The 19391-nt window shown below is 72.2% G+C and carries 19 protein-coding genes; 6 read left to right on the top strand and 13 right to left on the bottom strand.

Annotated features, from left to right (window positions below):
* Positions 1–32 precede the first annotated feature (32 nt).
* Entirely contained in the window at positions 33–1253 is a 1221-nt protein-coding gene (locus tag Drose_RS13040; protein WP_260728441.1) for an acetyl-CoA C-acetyltransferase, read from the bottom strand.
* 151 nt (positions 1254–1404) lie between these two features.
* Entirely contained in the window at positions 1405–3021 is a 1617-nt protein-coding gene (locus Drose_RS13035) for a FadD3 family acyl-CoA ligase (protein ID WP_390891379.1), read from the bottom strand.
* Positions 3022–3168: 147 nt separating this feature from the next.
* Here Drose_RS13035 and Drose_RS13030 point away from each other — a divergent pair, with 147 nt between their 5' ends.
* Positions 3169–3984, top strand: coding sequence for an SDR family oxidoreductase (locus Drose_RS13030; protein ID WP_260728440.1), 816 nt, complete (start codon positions 3169–3171; stop codon positions 3982–3984).
* A gap of 90 nt (positions 3985–4074) precedes the next feature.
* Here Drose_RS13030 and Drose_RS13025 read toward each other — a convergent pair whose 3' ends face one another.
* The 3 genes from Drose_RS13025 to Drose_RS13015 are packed head-to-tail and all read right to left on the bottom strand — an operon-like array spanning position 4075 to position 7274.
* On the bottom strand, positions 4075–5220 hold the full coding sequence (locus Drose_RS13025; RefSeq protein WP_260728439.1) for an acyl-CoA dehydrogenase family protein: 1146 nt from the start codon (positions 5218–5220) through the stop codon (positions 4075–4077).
* Between the two features lie 10 nt (positions 5221–5230).
* On the bottom strand, positions 5231–6379 hold the full coding sequence (locus tag Drose_RS13020) for an acyl-CoA dehydrogenase family protein (protein WP_260729707.1): 1149 nt from the start codon (positions 6377–6379) through the stop codon (positions 5231–5233).
* 37 nt (positions 6380–6416) lie between these two features.
* Positions 6417–7274, bottom strand: a complete 858-nt coding sequence (locus Drose_RS13015; protein WP_260728438.1) for an SDR family oxidoreductase — start codon at positions 7272–7274, stop codon at positions 6417–6419.
* 93 nt (positions 7275–7367) lie between these two features.
* On the opposite strand from Drose_RS13015, the gene Drose_RS13010 reads away from it, so the two are divergent.
* The 3 genes from Drose_RS13010 to Drose_RS13000 are packed head-to-tail and all read left to right on the top strand — an operon-like array spanning position 7368 to position 9370.
* Positions 7368–8633 (top strand): MFS transporter, encoded by a 1266-nt coding sequence (locus Drose_RS13010; protein ID WP_260728437.1) that lies wholly within the window; start codon positions 7368–7370, stop codon positions 8631–8633.
* 13 nt (positions 8634–8646) lie between these two features.
* Positions 8647–8787 (top strand): hypothetical protein, encoded by a 141-nt coding sequence (locus tag Drose_RS13005; protein ID WP_260728436.1) that lies wholly within the window; start codon positions 8647–8649, stop codon positions 8785–8787.
* The gene (locus Drose_RS13000; RefSeq protein WP_260728435.1) at positions 8780–9370 is read left to right on the top strand and encodes a nuclear transport factor 2 family protein; all 591 of its coding nucleotides are present in this window, start codon (positions 8780–8782) and stop codon (positions 9368–9370) included. The genes Drose_RS13005 and Drose_RS13000 overlap by 8 nt, the downstream gene beginning before the upstream one ends.
* A gap of 31 nt (positions 9371–9401) precedes the next feature.
* Here Drose_RS13000 and Drose_RS12995 read toward each other — a convergent pair whose 3' ends face one another.
* A complete protein-coding gene (locus tag Drose_RS12995; RefSeq protein WP_260728434.1) occupies positions 9402–10199 on the bottom strand; it encodes an SDR family NAD(P)-dependent oxidoreductase in 798 nt (265 codons plus the stop codon).
* 74 nt (positions 10200–10273) lie between these two features.
* Positions 10274–11077: a hypothetical protein gene (locus tag Drose_RS12990; protein WP_260728433.1), complete on the bottom strand. Its 804-nt coding sequence runs from the start codon at positions 11075–11077 to the stop codon at positions 10274–10276.
* A gap of 118 nt (positions 11078–11195) precedes the next feature.
* Here Drose_RS12990 and Drose_RS12985 point away from each other — a divergent pair, with 118 nt between their 5' ends.
* Both Drose_RS12985 and Drose_RS12980 read left to right on the top strand, forming a co-directional pair.
* A complete protein-coding gene (locus Drose_RS12985; protein WP_260728432.1) occupies positions 11196–12461 on the top strand; it encodes an FAS1-like dehydratase domain-containing protein in 1266 nt (421 codons plus the stop codon).
* A 10-nt stretch (positions 12462–12471) separates the two neighbouring features.
* On the top strand, positions 12472–13425 hold the full coding sequence (locus tag Drose_RS12980) for a quinone oxidoreductase family protein (RefSeq protein WP_260728431.1): 954 nt from the start codon (positions 12472–12474) through the stop codon (positions 13423–13425).
* 4 nt (positions 13426–13429) lie between these two features.
* Here the strand turns inward: Drose_RS12980 and Drose_RS12975 are convergent, their stop codons facing one another.
* The 6 genes from Drose_RS12975 to Drose_RS12950 are packed head-to-tail and all read right to left on the bottom strand — an operon-like array spanning position 13430 to position 19276.
* Positions 13430–13960, bottom strand: coding sequence for a nitroreductase/quinone reductase family protein (locus tag Drose_RS12975; RefSeq protein WP_260728430.1), 531 nt, complete (start codon positions 13958–13960; stop codon positions 13430–13432).
* Positions 13957–15429 (bottom strand): MmgE/PrpD family protein, encoded by a 1473-nt coding sequence (locus tag Drose_RS12970; RefSeq protein ID WP_260728429.1) that lies wholly within the window; start codon positions 15427–15429, stop codon positions 13957–13959. The genes Drose_RS12975 and Drose_RS12970 overlap by 4 nt, the downstream gene beginning before the upstream one ends.
* Positions 15430–15432: 3 nt before the next feature.
* Complete coding sequence (locus Drose_RS12965) at positions 15433–16266, bottom strand: ATP-binding cassette domain-containing protein (protein ID WP_260728428.1); 834 nt, start codon at positions 16264–16266, stop codon at positions 15433–15435.
* Positions 16266–17333 (bottom strand): ABC transporter ATP-binding protein, encoded by a 1068-nt coding sequence (locus Drose_RS12960; RefSeq protein ID WP_260728427.1) that lies wholly within the window; start codon positions 17331–17333, stop codon positions 16266–16268. Before Drose_RS12960 ends, Drose_RS12965 begins: the two co-directional genes overlap by 1 nt.
* Positions 17334–17360: 27 nt before the next feature.
* Positions 17361–18338, bottom strand: coding sequence for an ABC transporter permease (locus Drose_RS12955; RefSeq protein ID WP_260728426.1), 978 nt, complete (start codon positions 18336–18338; stop codon positions 17361–17363).
* On the bottom strand, positions 18335–19276 hold the full coding sequence (locus Drose_RS12950) for an ABC transporter permease (RefSeq protein ID WP_260728425.1): 942 nt from the start codon (positions 19274–19276) through the stop codon (positions 18335–18337). The genes Drose_RS12955 and Drose_RS12950 overlap by 4 nt, the downstream gene beginning before the upstream one ends.
* Positions 19277–19391: the final 115 nt, after the last annotated feature.

Genomic DNA, 19391 nt, shown 5'->3' with positions numbered 1-19391 from the left:
ACCGGGCGCCTGTCCCGGATGGGCACAGGGCGTTACGAGAGCCGCTCGACGACCATCGCCATGCCCTGACCGCCGGCCGTGCACATCGTCTCGAGACCGAGCTGGCCGTCCCGGGCCCGCAGCCCGTTGATGAGCGTCGTCGTCATCCGCGCTCCCGTCTGGCCGAACGGGTGGCCAAGGGCGATCGCGCCGCCGTGGACGTTGACCCGCTCGGGGTCGGCCTTGAGGTCGCAGATCGAGGGGACGACCTGCGCGGCGAACGCCTCATTGAGCTCGATGAGATCGATGTCGGCCATCGAGAGCCCGGCCAGCGCGAGGGCCCGCTTCGAGGCCTCGACCGGGCCGAGACCCATGATCTCCGGCGAGATCGCCGAAACGCCCGTGGACAGGATCCGGGCCAGCGGCGTGATGCCGAGCTCGGCGGCCTTGCGGCCGGACATGATGACGAGGGCGGCCGCGCCGTCGTTGAGCGGGCAACAGTTGCCCGCGGTCACCGTGCCGTCGGGCCGGAAGACCGGGTTGAGGCCGGCAAGCGACTCGGTGGTCACCCCAGCGCGGGGGCAGTCGTCGGTGGCCACGACGGTGCCGTCGGCGAGGGTCACCGGGGTGATGTCGGTGGCGAAGAAGCCCGACTCGATCGCGGCCTGGGCCCGCTGCTGGCTCGTGGCGGCCCACTCGTCCTGGTCGGCGCGGCTCACGCAGCGGCGGCTCGCGACGTTCTCAGCGGTCTCGCCCATCGCGATGTAGACGTCGGGCAGCTCACCCGTGTCGCGCGGGTCGGTCCACGGGCCGGCGCCGCCCTGGGCGCGGGCGGCGGTGCGCTCCCCCGCCGCGGCGAAGATCGAGTTCTTCGTGTCCGGCATGCCGTCGGCCTTGCCCGCGGCGAAGTGTGAGACGACCTCGACCCCGGCGGAGACGAGGATGTCCGCCTCGCCGGCGCGGATGGCGTGCAGCGCCATCCGGGTCGTCTGCAGGCTCGACGCGCAGTAGCGCTGCACCGTCGTCCCGGGGACCCGGTCGAGCCCGAGCTCGACGGCGACGACGCGCCCGAGGCCCCAGCCCTGCTCGCCGGCCGGCTGCGCGCAGCCGAGCATGAGGTCGTCGATCTGGGTCGGGTCGAGCGACGGTACCTGGGCCAGGGCCGCCCGGATCATCTGGGTGGCCAGGTCGTCGGCCCGCATCGAGGCCAGCGAGCCCTTGAAGGCCCGGCCGATCGGCGAACGCGCCGCGGCGACGATGACTGCGTCCTGCATGGTGTCCTCCGGTTCTAAGGCTGCTGCCCGTGACGACAACGCCGTCGATGTCAGGTCTGGTCGGGTCTGCAGGCCGTGGGAGACCGGTCCGGTGCGCCCACACGAGCGTCTCGGGGCAGCACCCCGGCGGCGGGACCCGCGAACGCCGGGCTCACCCGGTGAGCTTGAACTTCTGGATCTTCCCGCTCGGGGTTCGTGGCAGGGTCGGGACGATGCTGAAGCTGCGGGGGCGCTTGAAGTTGGCCAGCCGGTCCCGGCACCATTCCCCGAGCTGGTCGACGAGCACCGACTCGTCCCCGCTCCAGTCGGTCACGGTCTGCACGAAGGCCCTGCCGACCTCGCCCATCCGCTCGTCGGGGACCCCGACGACGGCGACGTCGAGGACCGCTGGGTGCTCGCGCAGCACGCGCTCGACCTCGGCGGGGTAGACGTTGAAGCCCCCGTTCATGTAGACGTCCTTGATCCGGTCGGTGATGCGCAGGTAACCATCCCCGTCGACCCAGCCGACGTCACCGGTGTGCAGCCAGCCGTCCTCGTCGATGACCTCCGCGGTGGCCGCCGGGTCCTCGAAGTAGCCCAGCATCACGTTGTAGCCACGCACGAGGACCTCGCCGGTCTCACCGGCCGGCAGCGCCTGTCCGTCGGCACCGGCGATCCGCAGCTCGGTGCCCGGGATCGCCTGTCCGCAGCTTGTCGAGATCCGCTCGAGGTCGGCGTCGGGCGGGCACACGGTCGCGGTGCCGCACGTCTCGGTCAGGCCGTAGGCGGTGATGACGTCGCGGAAGCCGAGCTCCTCGCGCATCCGGTGCAGCAGCGGTACCGGCACGATCGTGGCCCCGGTGACGGCCAGGCGCACCGAGCTGACGTCGTAGGCGCCGAAGTCGGGGTGATCGAGCAGGGAGGTGTAGACGGTGGGCGCGCCGGGGAAGACGGTGACGCGTTCCCGCTCGATGAGGCGCAGCACGGTCTCGACGTCGAACACAGCGACCGGGATGATCGTGGCGCGCATGAGGAGGCAGGCCAGGATACCGGCCCGGTAGCCGAAGCTGTGGAAGAACGGGTTGACCATGAGGTAGCGGTCGCCGCGGCGCAGCCCGACGAGCCGGGCCCACTGCAGGTCGACGCGCAGGTTCGAGGCGTGCGAGACCATCGCGCCCTTGGGGTAGCCGGTGGTGCCTGAGGTGAACAGGATGTCGGCCATGCTCTCGGGGTCGATGGCCGCGATCCGTCCGTCGATGATGCCGGGGTCGACCTGGTCGGCCAGCGCGGTGAAGTCGGCCAGGGACCACACGTCGTCACCGGCCCGGTCGCGGCCGGCGGTGGCGGACAGGTCGACGACGGTGCGCACCGAGGGCAGCGCCGGCACGGGGTGCCCGATGGCCGGTGGTGGCCCGTCGCCGCGCAGCGCGGCCAGGTAGTTGGCGCGCAGGAAGGTGTCGTCGAGGATGACCATCGTGGCCCGGACCTTGGCGATGGCGTGTCGCGCCTCCTCCCCGCGGAAGCGGGTGTTGACGGGGCAGAGCACGCCTCCGGCGGCCAGCACGCCGAGCGCGCTGATGACCCAGTCGGCGCTGTTCGGGGCCCAGATGACGACGCGGTCCCCGGGCTCGAGACCGTGCGCGACCGCGGCCCTGGCGAACCGCGTGACAGCCGCGTCGAGCTCGGCGAAAGTCATTCGCACGTCACCGTCGACCAGGGCCTCGATCTCGGCGGCGTCCTGCGCGGCCTGCCGTAGCAGGGCGGGGATCGTGGTCAACACGCCACTCACGCGTAGCTCCTCACGCTGAGCCCGTCACTTGTCGGAACGGATCGTAGCCCACCAACCAAGCGCTTGCTAGACTCGCGTGGCGACGCCCGGCCACGCCGCCGGCGAGGCACCGCGGCCGGAAGGCCGAGTATCCACGGAAGGACTTCGATGACCCAGTCCCCCACCACGCCCGCGACGCCCGGGGGCGTGGACCTGACCGGCCAGGTCGCCATTGTCACCGGAGGCACCCGTGGCATCGGCGCCGAGATCACCCGCGCCTTCCTCAAGGCCGGGGCGCAGGTGCTCGTATGCGGCCGCAGCGAGCCCGAGCGACTGCCCGAGGTCGACGGACGCACGCCCGTCTTCGTCCAGTCGGACGTACGGGACCCGGAGCAGGCCAAAGCCCTCGTCGCCGCGGCGGTGGACCGGTTCGGCCGGCTCGACATCCTGGTCAACAACGCCGGTGGCGCGCCGAGCGCCGACACCGCGACGGTCTCCCCGCGCTTTGTCTCGGCGATCGTCACGCTCAACCTGCTCGCTCCGTTCTACGTCGCCCAGCCGGCCAACGAGGTCATGCAGCGTCAGGGCGGCGGGACGATCATCAACATCGGCTCGGTCGCCGGGGCCAACCCGGCCCCGGACACCGCCGCGTACGCCGCCGCCAAGGCAGGCCTGACGATGCTGACCCGGTGCCTCGGGATCGACTTCGCGCCAGCCGTGCGGGTCAACCAGGTGACGGTGGGTCTCGTACAGACCGAACTCTCGCACCTCTACTACGGCGACGAGGCGGGACAGGAGCGCGTGGCCCGGACGATCCCCATGCGGCGGATGGCCACCCCGGCCGACATCGCCGCGGCCTGCCTGTTACTCGCCTCGCCGCTGGCCGGCTACATCACCGGCACGGAGATCGTCGTCGCCGGTGGCGGTGAGATACCGTCGCGGCACCTGGCCGCCCAGCCGCCCGGCACCGGACCACTCGGCTGAGCCCGCGGGGCACGCACGACAGAGGGGTCCGCACGTCGGTGCGGACCCCTCTGTCGTGCGCTGCCGCCCCCGCGGAGGTCGGCAGCCGGCTCAGAGACCGGCGAGCGCTGCCACCTCGGCGCGAACCACCGCCGGGGAACCGGCCAGCAGTTGGGCCGACTTGCCGCGCTTGAAGAACAGATGCGCGTCGTGCTCGAAGGTGAACCCGATGCCGCCGTGCATCTGGATCGCCTCGGCTGCGACGCTCATCAGCGTGTCGGTGCACACGAGCTTGGCCAGTGCCGCGTCGTGCGAGCGGGTGGCGGCGCCGGTGCGCAGCGTTGTGACGAGGTGGTCGGCCGTGGCCCTCGCTCCGGCGACGGCAACGGCGAGATCGGCGCAGCGGTGCTTGAGGGCCTGGAACGACCCGATCGCGCGGCCGAACTGCTCGCGGACCTTGAGGTACTCGACGGTGCGGTCAAGGCAGGCGCGGGCGGCGGCAGCCGACTCCAGTGCGAGCATGGCGCGCACGTGGTCGAGCAGTACCCGGGCCCCCTCGCCACCGGGCGCGTCGACCCGGGTGGCGGCGGCCCCGCGGAGGTGCACCGTGCTCAGCCGCCGGGTCTGGTCGAGCGTCATGTGCGTCCACACGTCCACCCCGTCGGCGGCCCGGTCCACGGCGTAGACGCCCGGCTCACCGTCCCCGTCCCGGGCGGTGACGAGGACGACCCGGGCGGCTTCGGCTCCGATGACGAGGGTCTTGGTCCCGGTCAGCGCCCACTCGTCCCCGGTGCCGCTGGCCCGGGTGGCGGTCTGCTCGAGGTCCCAGCCCGTACCGTCCTCGGCGAGAGCGATGGCCAGGGTTAGCTGCTCGTCCACGACGCGCGCCAGCAGGGGCTCGGCGCTCGCGCCGACGGCCCGGGCGGCGAGGATCGCGGTGAGGCTCGTCGCGAGCGCGCCGGGCACGAGCCGGGCCCCGAGTTCCTCGATGACGGCGGCCGCGGCGGCCACGTCGACGCCGAGCCCGCCGAGGTGCTCCGGCACGACGAGGCCGAGCAGGCCCAGGTCAGCCGTGAGTAGCTCGTGCAACCGCGGGTCGTGGCCCTGCGCCCCGACCATGACCTCGTGGGTCCGGCGCAGGTCGGCCCGCTCGTCGAGCACCTCGGCGACGGAGGCGCGGATCTGGGCCAGCTCCTCGGCCACCGCGGGACGCGACTTCTCGGTCACCGGCCGGGGGTCGGCGTTCGCTTCGTTCATCGTCCTCACCTCATCGCGGCAGGCCGAGCAGGCGCTCGGCGATGATGTTGCGCTGGATCTCGTTGGAGCCGCCGTAGATCGTGTTGGCGCGGCTGAAGAGGAAGTGGACCTGGGCATCGTCCAGCTCGTACTCGGGCCCGGTGAGCAGTGCCCCGGCCCCCTCGACATCGACCGCGAGCTCGCCGAGCGAGCGGTTCCACGTGGCCCACTGGAGCTTGGAGATCGACGCCTCCAGGCCGGACAGCCCTTCACCGGCGGACGCCAGCAGCCGCACCGCCGAGTGCCGCATCACCTCGAGCCCGACGTAGGCCTCGACGAGGCGGTCACGCAGCGCCGGCTCCTGCCAGGCGCCGTTCTCATGCGCCCGGGCGATAACGGCATCGAGGCGCCGACGGAAGCCGATCTGCTGGCCGAGCGTGGACACGCCGCGCTCGAAGCCCAAGGTGCCCATGGCGACCTTCCAGCCCTCGCCCTCGGCGCCGACGCGGTGCTCGGCGGCGGCGACCGCCCCGTCGAAGAACACCTCGTTGAACTCGCTCGTGCCGGTCAACTGGGTGATCGGGCGCACCGTGATGCCGGGCTGGTCCATCGGCACGAGCAGGTAGGACAGGCCCGCATGGCGAGTCGAGTCGGGGTCGGTGCGGCACAGCACGAAGCACCAGTCGGCCAGGTGCGCGAGCGAGGTCCACACCTTCTGCCCGGTGATGACGTAGGTGTCGCCTCGGCGCTCGGCGCGGGTGCGTACCCCGGCGAGGTCCGAGCCGGCGTCGGGCTCGGAGTAGCCCTGGCACCAGATGTCCTCGCCGCTGGTGATGCCGGGCAGGAACCGCGCCTTCTGTTCCGGTGTGCCGAAGGCGAGCAGGGTCGGGCCGAGCAACTGCTCGGACATGTGCCCGAGCCGGCCGGGGGCGTTGGCGCGGGCGTACTCCTCGTGGTAGATGACCTGCTGGGCCAGGGTCGCGGGGCGTCCGCCGTACTCGCTGGGCCAGCCGAGGCCGATCCAGCCGGCCCGGCCCAGGTGGCGCTCCCACTCGCGGCGCAGCTCGTGCGCCTCGTGCTCACGCCCCTCGCCGCCGGTGCCGACGGCCGCGGCGAACGGCCCGGTGAGGGCCTCGTGGAGCCAGCCGCGGATCTCGGCCCGGAACTGCTCGTCGCTCACCGGTGCGCCGGTGGCCCGCGCCGTGTCCGCACCCATGTCAGGCACCGTAGACGGGGGTCGGCGGCTCGGAGCGGGCGACGAGGTCGGCGATCGCGTCGGTGAGCTCTTCCGGCTCCCACCGCTCACCCTTGACGGCGGCCAGCCCGTGGCGCCAGCCGTCGGCGAGCGAGACCTCACCGCCGGCGACCTCGAAGACGGCTCCGGTCACGGCCCGCGCGGCGTCGGAACCGAGCCAGACCACGAGGGGGGAGACGTTGGCCGGGTCCATCGCGTCGAAGCCTGTCTCGGGGGCGGCCATCGCCTCGGCGAAGACGGCCTCGGTCATCGGGGTGCGGGCCGAAGGGGCGATCGCGTTGACGACGATGCCGTAGCGGGCCCACTCGACGGCCGCGATCTGGGTCAGGGCGGCGATCCCGGCCTTGGCGGCGCCGTAGTTGCCCTGCCCGACGCTGCCCATGAGCCCGGCGCCGGAGGACGTGTTGACGACGCGCGCGGCGACCTGGCGACCGGCCTTGGCCTCGTCCCGCCAGTAGGCGGCGGCGTGGCGCATCGGGACGAAGTGGCCCTTGAGGTCGACCCGCAGGACGAGGTCCCACTCCTGCTCGCTCATGTTGACCAGCATCCGGTCGCGGTTGATGCCGGCGTTGTTGACGAGGGTGTGCAGCCCGCCGAAGGTCTCGACGGTCTCGCGCACGAGGCGCTCACCGTAGGCCCAATCGCTGACGTCGCCGGTGCTGACGACCGCTCGACCGCCGGATGCGAGGATCTCGTCGACGACGGCCTGGGCCGCCGCCCGGCTGCTCTCGATGTCGTTGACGACGACGTCGGCGCCCTGTCGGGCGAACTCGAGGGCGTGGGCCCGGCCCAGTCCCTGTCCAGCACCGGTCACGATCACCGTTCGTCCTGCGCAGAAGCCGCTCACGACACGCCCTTTCACTCGAGGTGCGATCAGACAAACACATCCGGTACTGGCCATGCAAGCAAGCGCTTGGTAGGGTACCGGCACAACGACAAGAAGGACGGCGACGACGTGGCGATGTTCTCGGCCCTGCGATTCCGAGACTTCCGCTTCGTGCTCCTGACCCTGGTGCTGTCCCAGGGTGGCTACTGGGGCTGCAACATCGCCTTCCAGTCGGTGCTCGCCGAGGTCGACGGCACCCCGGCGACGATGGGCGCGCTCTTCTTCTGCCTACTCGTGCCGTACACGCTCTTCTCCATCCCGGCCGGGGTGCTCGCCGACGCCGTCGACCGGCGGCGGCTGCAGATCGGTGTGCTCCTGGCGGTCAGTGCCCTGGCCGGGGTCTGCGCGGCGACGACCGCGGCCAGGCTCGTCGACGTGCCCGTGCTGCTCGTGCTCGCCTTCCTCGCCGGCACCGGGATCAGCTTCCTGTCCCCGGTGACCCAGGCCCTCGTGGCCAACACCGTCCCGGCCGAGGCACTCGGCACCGCCGTCCCGCTCCAGGCCGCCGGGCTCAACCTCGCCCGCTCGATCGGCCCCGCGGTCGCGGGACTCATCCTCGTGGCGTGGGGAACGCTGGGCACGTTCGTGATGTACGCCACGCTCAGCCTCGCCGCGGCCGCGGCCGCGCTCGCCATCCGGACCCGTCGCGTCCCGCCGGCCACCCCGGTGGTCCGCGAGGGCCTGACCGCGCAGGTCCGCGCCGGCATCCGGCACGCCCGGGAGCGGCCACCGGCCGCGCTCTGCCTGACCATCGTCGGGGTCAACGCGTTCTTCGGGTGCGCCTTCACGACCCAGCTCGCCGTCCGGGCGGCCTCGACGTCGGACCGCCCGGACACCGTCTTCCCCATGCTCGTGGCCCTGACCGGACTGGGTTCGCTCCTCGGGGTCCTCGTCGTGGCCCGGCTCTCCGAGCGCATCGCCACCGTGTGGCACGCCGCGGTCATCCTCGGCCTGCTCGCCGTGAGCACCGGACTGCTCGGCACGGCGACGACGGTGCCTGTGCTCGCGGGGGCCGCGCTGCTGTGCGGCGCGTTCAGCATCGGCGCCATGGTGACCCTGCAGACGGTGGTCCAGCGGGTCGTGGACGACGCGCAGCGCGGCCGGGTGATGAGCCTGTACTTCCTCGGCTGGGGCGGTATGCCGTTCGGCGCCCTCCTGCTCGGTGGACTGAGCACGTGGTTCGGCTCCGCGACCGCCTTCCTGCTGTATGCCGCCGCGTGCCTGGCGATGGCGACCACGGTGCTCCTGCGGCTGCGTCGTCGCGGGGACAGCGACTCCCTGACCGCGACGTGACTGATCTCTCCCGTTGTCCACCGCCCACTTCCAGGAGTTCCTCGTGACCGACCGGTCCTCCCCGACCCCACCCGCGGCGACGCTGCCCGTGGCCGCCGACGCTGCCCACCGCACCGGTGATGCCCTCGACGTCGACGGAGGCTTCGGTGTCTGAGCGGTCCCGGTCCTTCCGGTCCGGCTCGGTCGAGCTGGACGTGCTGCTCGCCGAGCGGGCCATCGAGCGGGCCCTGCTGCGCTACGCGCGCGGGGTGGACCGGATGGACCGGGACCTCGCAGCGAGCGCCTTCCACCCGGACGCCCGGATCACCCTCGGCGGGACCGTGGCCGACCGGGACACGACGCTGGACATGGTCTTCGCGCTCGTGGCGCGGCGCACCATGACGATGCACTACCTGACGAACGTCCTGGTCGAGCTCGACCCGGCGCGGCCGGACCGGGCCCGGGCCGAGACGTACGGCATCGCGTTCCAGCGCAGCACGTCCGAGCCGCCGCACGGCAACATCGTCAGTGGGTTTCGCTACGTCGACCTCGCCACCCGGCGCGCGGGTGAGTGGCGGGTGCAGGAACGGCTGACCGTCTCGGAGTGGCAGCGGGTCGACGACCTCGCCGGACAGTGGCCGATCCCCGAGGCCTCGCTGCGGGGAGCCCGCGACGGGTCCGACCCGGTCAGCCGCCCGTGGCCGCCCGGCGGCCCGGGTCCCGGGGCCGGCGAGCCGGACCCGCGCGGCGGGTCCTGAGTCGTCCGCGCGGGTCGTCGAGCTCGGGCCGTCAGTCCGGGTCCGGGCTCGGCCTGCCGAGCATCGCGCGCATCCCGCTGTAGTTGCCGGCGACCAGGACGGCCCGGTCCAGAGCGGAGCGCCGCGCTACGACCTCGGCCTGCTGGCGCACGACGTGCACCGGGCCGGCGCCCAGGGCGGCCAGCCCCTGGGCGGCGACGTCGGCCGGGTCGGCCGCGCCGGTCAGGTCGAGGCCGGCACGCTCCATGGCGGGGGTGGCCGTGAGCCCGAGCACGAGGTGCAGCACGTCAACGCCGACCTGTCCGAGCTCGAGCCACAGACCCTCGGTGAAGATCCGGGCGAAGGCCTTCGCCGCGGCGTAGATGCCGATGTCAGCGTGGCCGAGGTAGCCGGCCGTGGAGCCGACGACGAGGATGCCGCCGCGGCCGCGTGCGGCGAGCCGGGCACCGAGCTCCCGGCAGAGCTCAAGCGGGCGGGTGACGTTGAGGTCGATGACGGCCTGGACCCGGGCGAGATCCGCCTCGACGAACCGGCTGCGGTAGGTGTTCGCGCCGGCATTGAGGACGAGCAGGCCGAGGTCGAGGTCGGCGACGGCCTCGACGATCCTGGCGGTCGCGTCCGCGTCGAGCAGGTCCAGTGCGAGCACACGGCACGGAGCCCCGTGGGCCCGGACCCGCTCAGCTACCTCCTCGAGGGCCTCGGGCTTGCGGGCGACGAGCACGACGCCGAAGCCGGCCCGGGCCAACTGGTCGGCGAAGGCGGCGCCGACCCCCTCGGAACCGCCGACGACCAGTGCCCATGGCCCGTAGCGCTCGAGCAGTCCGGTCACGCCTTCTCCGCTACGCTCCAAACCGGTCACGCTTCCTCCACTACGCTCCGGACCGGTCACGCCGGTTGCCTCGCTCATGCCCCGGCCACGCTGTTCGTCGCCGCCGCGGCGGGCTCGTCGAACCAGTCCCACGCCCAAGGGGTGATGGTGGCCAGGGGCCCGGTGAGCAGCGGCGTGGCCGTGCTGGCGAGCGCCGCGGGCGGGGCGGGCAGCGGGTCCGCAGCCAGGGCCCGCGTGAACTCGACCGGGTCGGCCTCGAGGTAGGTGAGCCGGATCCGCACGACCGGTCCGGCGGGGTTGCTGCGGCTCGGGGCGCTGCGGAAGGTCCACACGCCCGCGACGCCGTCGCGCGCGAGCAGGTCGGGCACCTGGGTCTCGTGCTCGAACTGGGACAGGTCGGCCACATCGGGGTGCAGGGCGGTCTCGACCCGGCTCACCTCGACGTGCACCCCGCGGTTGGGCCGGAACGGCAGCGCGGCGAGGGTGACGAGGGCCCGGCGGGCCACGTAGCCCTGAACGGGGCGGAACATCCGGGTCATCGGCCGTTCGGTCCAGGCCAGCTCCGGACGCCGGCCCTGGTGGATCGCCCGGTCGCCGAGGTCCTTCCACTCCTGGATCGAGTCAGCGGCCGGCTCGGCGAACCAGTACATCGCCATGTACTGACTGCCGGCGAGTGCGGCGTCGGGGTAGCTGCCGAGCCGCTCGCACGCGGGGGTGCGCACCCAGCGGTCGCCGTGGACGACGCCGGGCAGGGCGAGGTTCTCGGGGCGGTGGTCGAGCTGGTGCCACGCGTTGTAGTCGCGGTGGCGGGCGGCGTCGGTCACCTTCGGGAACGAGAAGAACGCGCGGGTGGCGGTCTCTGGGGTGCTCGGGATCATCTAGGCCCTCTCGCGGGTGGGCGCTGCGGCTCGTTCGACCGCTGGCCCCTTGACCCTAGGGCCGCCCCACCATTACGGTCAAGCAAGCGCTTGGTTGACTTTGCCGCGAGGGAGCCCAATGACCGCCAGCGATGCGGACTTCCGTGCCCGACTCGATGCCCTGATCGGCCTCACCGACCCGCCACGCCGGGCCAAGGACCCGATCACCGAAGCCGCCATCCGTATCTGGTGCGACGCCGTCGGCGACGAGAACCCCGCCTACCAGGACGCCCAGTGGGCCGCACACTCCGCCTGGGGCGGCATCGTGGCGCCGGCGACCTCGCTGAACATGTGGACCCTGCCGGGCAACCGGCGCAGCCACCGCCACGCCGAGAGCCTCGACCGGGTCAACGAGGTCCTCGCCGAGCGCGGCTTCACCTCGGTGGCCGCGGTGCAGACGGAGCACACCTACGTGCGCCCGCTGCGCGTCGGCGACCACCTCGAGCAGTTCCCCTCCATCGGCGCGGTCTCCCCGGAGAAGTCCACCCGCCTCGGCCTCGGCCACTTCGTCGACCTCGTCAGCGAGTACCGCACCGTCGAGGGCGAGCCGGTCGGGCGCGTCGTCCTGCGGATGCTGCGGTGGAACCCGGCGACCCGGACCGAGGTCCCGGCGACGCCCGGGGACCGCCTCGCCCGGCCGGTGCGCCCGGTCGCTGCCACCCCGACCGACCTGCCGCCCGCCGGCACAACCGGCACCCTGACCGCGCACCTGCAACCCGGCTACGCTGTCGCCCCCCTCGACGAGCGCCCCTACCTCGTCGGCACCGCCGAGCTCGCCGACGGGACCCGCCTCAGCGCAGACGTCGTGGGCCTGCGCCCCGACCTCGTGCACGACGGCATGCCGGTCGTCGTGGCCCACCGACGCACCCGCGACGGCCAGGTCCTGCCGGTGCTCACCGCCCCGCGACCCGAACGCCGCACGAGCACCCGCGCCGGGACCGAGGTGAGCACAGAGCAGCGCCTCGCCCCTTGGCCGATCCCCGTCACCCAGCTATCCATCGCGGCACTGGCCACCGCGACGTTCGACTTCAACGACGTGCACCTCGACCGCGACGCGGCCCACGATCGAGGCGCCCGTGACGTCTACATGAACATCCTCGGCTCGAGCGCGCTGGTCAACTGCTACCTCACCGACTGGGCCGGACCGGAGGCTCGCGTCGTCGACTTCCGCACCCGCCTCGCCGCGCAGAACCACCCCGGCGACACCCTCACCCTCGACGGTGTCGTCACCGGCCTGCGGCAGGCGCCCGAGGCCGTCGGGGGAACGCACGTCACCGTCGACGTCCGCGGTACCAACAGCCTCGGCGACCACGTCATCGCCTCCGCCACCCTCGCTCTGCCCTGAGAGGCGCCCCGTGCTCGCCAGCTACGTCCTCGACTCCGGCTCCCCCGACAGCCTGCGTCTCGGCCAACTCGACGCCCCGACACCCGGCCCCGGCCAGGTGCTCGTGCGGGTCCAGGCAGCGAGTCTGGACCGGGTCGACACCTACATCCGTCGCGGCACCCACGGCATGGCGACCACCGGGCCGACGATCCTCGGCCGGGACGTCGCCGGCACCGTCATACGGACCGGTCCCGGCGTCACCGGCTTCGCTCCCGGCGACGCGGTCGTCGGGCTGACCACCGGCACCCACGCCGAGCTCGCCGTCGTCCCGGCCACGCACTGCTTCCCCCGGCCGGCCGCGCTCGACGCCGTCCACGCCGCCGCGGTGCCCACCGCCGGACGCACCGCCTACGACGCGGTCGTCAACCTCGCCGAGGTGCGCCCCGGCGACCGGGTCCTCGTCGTCGCTGCCGCCGGCGCCGTCGGCACCTTCGCCGTCCAGTACGCCCGCCACCTGGGCGCGCGGGTCGTCGGCACCAGCGCCCCGGCGAAGGCCGACGCCGTGCGCGCCCTCGGCGCCCTCGACGCTGTGGACCACTACCGCCCTGACGTCGTCGACTCCCTGCGTGCCGCGCTGCCCGGCGGCGAGGCCGACGTCATCGTCGAGTCGGTCGGCGGCACCTTGTGGTCCGACGTGCTCAAGGTCCTCGCCCCCGGCGGGCGGCTGGTCACCTGCGGCGTCACCGCCGACAGCCACGCCCACCTGCACCTGGGCCGGCTCATGGTCAAGGGCTGGACGCTGCGCGGCATCGGGCGGCCCGGGCCCGAGGCGGTGGCCCGCCAGATGCGCGAGGCCCTCACCCTCTCGGCCGTCACCGCCGCCCCCGCGATCGCCGCCACGCACCCGCTCGAACAGGCCGCGGCCGCGCACGACCAGCTTGAGACCTCGGACTTCGTCGGGCGGATCGTCCTCACGACCGGCTGAGACCTCAGGTGAGCGACTTCCCCGACACGGCGGACAGGACGACGAGCGGGATCTTTCGCCCGAAGCCTGCGGCCCGTTCGGCGTAGCGCGCCGCGTTCGGCTTGTGCGCCACGACGTGCGCCCACAGCTCCGGGTCGCGCTCCCCGTCGGTCACCCGCGCCCGCACCGCGATCGTCTTGCGCCGCAAGACGATCCAGCAGAGTTCGTGGTGCCGCGCATTGACCACCCAGGCCGGATCCGTGGGGCCGCCCCCCTTGGAGCCGACGACCACCACGTCCGGCCCGTGCGGCACGTACGGCAACGCCGCGTCGCGCAGCTCCCCGGACCGGCGGCCCACCGTCGTGAGCAGCAGCGTGGGGTTGTACGGGAACCTGCCCGCCAGCGCGTACTGCAACGACACGAGCGAGAACCCGGTCCATCGCACGAGAAACCGGTCGAACGCCATCCCGCGCGGCCCGCGGATGACCACCAGCCACGGCCGGCCGTACGAGGCGAACGACCTCGTCTCCGAACTGATCCGGTCCCCCCGGCTCATCGCGCGCGGGCCAGCAACGGTGACAGCGTCTCGGCGACGTCGGCGACGTCCTCGATGCCCCGGACCACCTCGACGAGCTGCTCCTGCGTGCCCGGATCGAGGATCCCGTCGCAGAACGTGGCCAGCTTGCCGGCCACGAAGTCCCAGTCCGCCCGTGTCGCCTCGTCCCACGGATCGCCCTGGGCGAAGTCCGACTCGACAACGTACTCCCGGCCACCGGCCCGGATCGTCAGCGCACCCCGCGTCCGGCGGATCTGACCACCCGGGTGCTCCCTGAGGTCGGCCTCCCACTCCGCGTCGAGCACCGGGTCCGGCGCCGTCGTGATCCGGCGCGCCAGGTCCCACACCGCGGGGTCGGCCAGCCGCTGCGGGTCGTACCACTGCGGACCGGGGGCGTACCCGAGCAACACCAGCGCGGCGGCGTACGGCATGTTGAAGGCTCCGTCCAGCGGCGCGCCGAGCGTGTCCGGGATCTGCTGGGCCGGCTCCCGGAACTGCAACGTCCGGTAGGCCGCCGGGCTCAGCCGGATCTCCATGGACTCGATCTGCGACACCGGCACCCCGTGGGTACTCGGGAACGCGCGGATCGCGTCGAGCGCGGCGTGGGTGAAGCGGCACGTCGGGTACGGCTTGAGCGAGGTTTCGCTGATCCACCACGTCGACCCCAGGCCGGCGACCATCTCGTGCCGCTCACCCCCGAGGAAGCCCATCGCCTCGATGAAACCCGGGGTGCGGTCCAGCACGTCCAGGTCGCCGGTGTAGCCCTCCTCGGCGAGCACCGCGCCGAGCATCCCGGCGTGCGCGATCGCGCCGTACGGGCCGTACTTGAACGCGTTGAACGAGCGCCGCTCGGCCATGTAGGAGTTCTTCGCCGGCGGGGCCAGCCAGGCGACCAGGCCGAGCGCGTGGGCCAGACGCTCCGGCTCCCAGCCGCCGACGACGGCGCACGCCGCGGCCGTACCCATCGAGGCGTAGCCGTGCGACGACAGCGGCGACCAGCGGAACTGCCCGTCCTCGAAGGCCATGAGCGAGGTCGACAGGTTCAGCCGCGCGTTGATCTCGAAGGCGAGGATGCTCGCGCGCAACAGGCTCGCCCCGTCGGCGTGCAGCCGCTCGGCCTCGGCCAGTCCGGCCGCGACACCGAACACCGCGAAGTGCGCCGAGTTGAAGAAGGTGTCGTCCGCGTCCAACGCGTTCATCATGTCCGCGTTGGCGTGAGCGGCGTTGATCGCCGCGACCCGCTGCCCGAGCCCGAACACCGTCGCCTCGGCCGGGCCGCCGAACCGGGCGGCGACCTGCTGGACCATGCGGCTGCGCCGCAACCGCACCGCCGCCAGACCACAGACGAGCGAGTCGAGCAGGACGAGCTTGCCGTAGTCACGCACCGGCTCGGGGATGTCCTGGTCGCGGGTCGTCGTCGCGAACCTCGCGAGCAGCTCCGTCCGCGTCGGTTCCGTCGTGGCACTCACCGCTCAGCCCACCCTTCCCGGCGCGACGAGCCGGTTGCCCTGCGCGTCACGCGGCAGCGGCAGGGGAATCGCCGCGAGCAGCTTCTTCGTGTACTCCTGCTGCGGGTTGGCGAAGATCTGCCCCGTCGTGTCCGCCTCCACGACCTCACCGGACGCCATCACCATGACCCGGTCGGCGATGACCTCGACGAGAGCCAGGTCGTGGCAGACGAACAGGTAGGCCAGACCCAGCTCCTCCTGCAGGTCCAGGAGCAGGTTGAGCACCTGCGCCCGCACCGACACGTCCAGCGCCGCGACCGGCTCGTCGCACACGATCAGGCTCGGCTTCATCGTCAGCGCTCGGGCGATCGCGACCCGCTGTAGCTGCCCGCCGGACAGCTCGGCCGGGTAGCGTCCCAGATAGCGCGAGCCGATGCCGACCTTGTCGAGCAGCTCGGCCGCCTCCCGCTCACGCGTGGCACGGTCCTTGTCGGTATGCACGAGGAGCGGCTCGGCGACCGCGTCCTTGATCGTCATCCGAGGGTCGAGCGAGCTGTACGGGTCCTGGAAGATCATCTGCATCCGCTGGCGCAGTTCGCGTAGCTGCTTCGGCTTCGTGGCCAGCACGTCGATCCCGTCGAAGGTCACCGACCCGGAGTCCGGCTCGATGAGGCGCAGCACCATGCGCCCGACCGTCGACTTACCCGCGCCGGACTCACCGACGACCGCGAGGCACTCACCGCGCTCCAGGGTGAAGCTCACCCCCTTGACCGCGTGCGACCACTTCGTACGCCGGCCGAGCCAGTCCCGACCGGAGCTGAACGACTTCGTGAGGTTCTTGACCTCGAGCAGGCTCATCAGACCGTGACTCCATCCAGAGAGAGCTCCGCGGCACGCACGCATCGCACATCGTGCTCAGCGGCGCCGTCGATACGGATCAGGCCCGGGTGGGCCACGTCGCACCGGCCCGGCTCCACGAACTCGCACCGGCTGCTGAACCGGCACCCGTGCGGCCAGGTGCCCGGAGCCGGGATGCCACCGGGAATCGCGCGCAGCCGCCGGTCGGTGTTCAGGCCGGGCTTCGGGATCGACCCGATCAGGCCGGAGGTGTAGGGGTGCCGCGGGTTGAAGAAGATCTTCTCCGAGGGCGCGTTCTCGGCCACCTCGCCGGCATACATGACCACCACCTGCTGGCACAGCTCGGCCACCACCGCGAGGTCGTGGCTGACGAACAGCAGCGCCACACCGGTCTGCTCCTGCAGGTCGCGCAACAGCTCGAGGATCCGCTCCTGCACCGTCACGTCGAGCGCCGTCGTCGGCTCGTCGGCGATGAGCAGGCGCGGGTTGCAGGCCATGACCATCGCGATCATGACGCGCTGGCACATACCGCCGGAGAACGCGTGCGGGTACTCGTCGACCCGCTGCGCCGCCCGCGGGATCTGCACCATCTCGAGCATCTCGACGGCGCGGGCTCGGGCCTGCTTGCGGTTCATGCCCAGGTGCTTGCGCACCGACTCCGCGATCTGGTCCCCGACGGTGAAGGCCGGGTTCAGGCTGCGGATCGGCTGCTGGAAGATCATGCCCATGCCGGGGCCACGCAGGTCCCGCCACTGCTTCTGGGTGCCCGCGGTGAGGTCTTTGCCGTCGAAGACGATCCGGCCTGACGCGATCCGCCCGCCCGTCGCCCCGGTCAGGCCCATCACCGCGACCGAGGTCACCGTCTTGCCCGAGCCGGACTCGCCGACCAGAGCCATCGACCCGCCCGGCTTGAGCGAGAACGAGACGTCCTGGACGGTCGTCTGCCACCCACCCGAGGGTGAGGGGAACTCGACGTTGAGGTTCTCCACGCGCAGGAGGTCTGCCGCCGCCCCGGTGGCGTCGTTCCCGGTGCGGGCGCTCACGCCGGCCGCCGTTTCACGTGCCATGTCAGCTCCTGGTTGTTGCCGGACCGGTCAGTTGCCCGACCGGGTGCGCACGAGGGCGCGACGAACACCATCACCGACGTAGGTGAAGGCGAGGACGGTGAGGAAGATCATCATGCCGGGCGGCCACACGAGGTACGGCGCGAGGCGAATGTTCGAGGAGGCCGTCGAGAGCATCGAGCCCCAGCTAGCCGCGGGGGCCTTGACGCCCAGCCCGAGGAAGCTCAGGCTCGCCTCGGCCGCGACGGCGGTGCCCAACGACACCGAGATGACGATGATGATCGGCGGCAGCACGTTGGGCAGCACGTGCCGCACAGTCGTGCGCAGGGTGCTGCAGCCCAAGGCGATCGAGGCCTCGATGTAGGTCTCGTGCCGCACGTCCATCGTGCCGGCGCGGGCCACCCGGAAGAAGCGCGGGGCCATGACCAAGCCGATGGCGAGCATCGCGTTGGTGATGCCGGAGCCGAGGACCGCGACGATGGTGATGGCCAGCACGAGCGACGGAGCGCTCATGATCGCGTCCATGATGCGGGTGAGGATCGTGTCGACCCAGCCGCCGCGGTAGCCCGCGATCATGCCGAGGGGCAGGCCGAGCACGAGCGCGACGGCCGCAGCCTGCAGCGCCGCCCACAGCGAGACTCGCGCCCCGAAGATGAGCCGGCTCAGCACGTCCCGGCCGTAGTCGTCGGTCCCCAGCCAGTGCTCGGCGCTGGGCGGCTTGAGCCGCTGCAGCAGATTCTGCACGTCGGGGTCGTACGGCGCCAGGGCCGGGGCGAAGATTGCGATGAGGGCCAGCGCGAGCAGGAAGGCGCCGGCCACGATCGTCGTGGGGCGACGCACGATGCTCTTGAGGATGCCTGGGGCGGCGGCCGGCTCCGGGTCACCCGTGCCGATGGCCGCCGTGGGCACCTCGGTGAGGACGGTTTCGGCGAGGCCGTCCGCAGGCGTGCCGGCTCCGTGCGAGTCGTTCCCCGGCGCCGGGGACGTGGGGGTCCGGTTCGCGCTCATGACCGCACCTTAGGGTTGAAGTAGCCGTAGGAAATGTCGACGATGAGGTTGACGAGCACGACGATCGACGTGCTGAACAGGACGAAGCCGAGCAGCACCGGGACGTCACGCCCCTGCACGGCCTCGACGGCGGTGCGCCCGAGGCCCGGCATGTTGTAGATCATCTCGATGGTCACCGACCCGGCGAGGACCTCCGCGACGCGGAAGCCGAGGACGGTGATGACGGGGATGCACGCGTTCTTCAGGGAGTGCTTGAACACGACGCTGGCGCGCGACAGGCCCTTGGCCTCGGCGTTGAGGATGTAGTCGGTCTTCATGACCTGCCCGAGCGCCGAGCGCATCTGCAGGGTCACCTCGGCGGCCGGGAGCAGACCGAGGGCGAAGCCCGGCAGGATGAGGTGCGACAGCCACGGCCAGAAACCGGCGGACAGCGGTTGGAAGCCGAACGCCGGGAACATCTGCAGCCCAACCGCGAAGATCGAGACGAGCACGAGGCCGAACCAGAAGCCCGGGATGGCGATCGCGACCGAGGCGAACCAGTTGACGATCCGGTCGACGATGCCGCCGGAGCGCAGCGTGGCCACGAGCGCCAGGGTGGCCCCCAGCACGATGGCGAAGATCATCGCGACGAGCACCAGCGACATCGTCGTCGCCATCCGTCGCGTCAGCAGGTCGGTCACGCTCTGGTCGGAGACGAAAGACGTGCCGAGGTTGCCTTGAAGGACGTCGCCGATCCACTTGAGGTAGCGAAGGAGGACCGGATCGTTGAGGTTGAGTTCCTCGCGGATCGCCGCGATGCGTTCCGGGGTCGGTTCGTCACCGGCGAGGATGGTGGCCGGATCCCCAGGGGCGAGCTCGATCAGAGCGAAGACGAGCAGCGGGACGAAGAACAGCAGGGGTATCGCTGCGAGCAGTCGCCTGCCGGCGTATCGGAGCATCTCTTACCTCGGCTCTGAGCGTGGTACGTGGCGCCTGGGAGTGAGCCCCGCACGGCTTGGTGCCGGCGAGGCCGTGCTGGTGTCGCCGCCGGCCCCGGCCACAGCGGGCGGCCCT

The organism is Dactylosporangium roseum, from assembly GCF_025264685.1.
GTDB classification, from domain to species: Bacteria; Actinomycetota; Actinomycetes; order Mycobacteriales; family Micromonosporaceae; genus Dactylosporangium; species Dactylosporangium roseum.
This window is presented reverse-complemented; position numbering and strand designations above follow the sequence as displayed.

What these genes read in the sequence shown, in the direction of transcription:
- Drose_RS13040 (WP_260728441.1), bottom strand. Translation starts at nt 1,253, where the DNA reads ATGCAGGACGCAGTCATCGTCGCCGCGGCGCGTTCGCCGATCGGCCGG.
- Drose_RS12950 (WP_260728425.1), bottom strand. Translation starts at nt 19,276, where the DNA reads ATGCTCCGATACGCCGGCAGGCGACTGCTCGCAGCGATACCCCTGCTG.
- Drose_RS12985 (WP_260728432.1), top strand. Translation starts at nt 11,196, where the DNA reads ATGACCGCCAGCGATGCGGACTTCCGTGCCCGACTCGATGCCCTGATC.
- Drose_RS12975 (WP_260728430.1), bottom strand. Translation starts at nt 13,960, where the DNA reads ATGAGCCGGGGGGACCGGATCAGTTCGGAGACGAGGTCGTTCGCCTCG.
- Drose_RS13025 (WP_260728439.1), bottom strand. Translation starts at nt 5,220, where the DNA reads ATGAACGAAGCGAACGCCGACCCCCGGCCGGTGACCGAGAAGTCGCGT.
- Drose_RS12955 (WP_260728426.1), bottom strand. Translation starts at nt 18,338, where the DNA reads ATGAGCGCGAACCGGACCCCCACGTCCCCGGCGCCGGGGAACGACTCG.
- Drose_RS12965 (WP_260728428.1), bottom strand. Translation starts at nt 16,266, where the DNA reads ATGAGCCTGCTCGAGGTCAAGAACCTCACGAAGTCGTTCAGCTCCGGT.
- Drose_RS12960 (WP_260728427.1), bottom strand. Translation starts at nt 17,333, where the DNA reads ATGGCACGTGAAACGGCGGCCGGCGTGAGCGCCCGCACCGGGAACGAC.
- Drose_RS12990 (WP_260728433.1), bottom strand. Translation starts at nt 11,077, where the DNA reads ATGATCCCGAGCACCCCAGAGACCGCCACCCGCGCGTTCTTCTCGTTC.
- Drose_RS13030 (WP_260728440.1), top strand. Translation starts at nt 3,169, where the DNA reads ATGACCCAGTCCCCCACCACGCCCGCGACGCCCGGGGGCGTGGACCTG.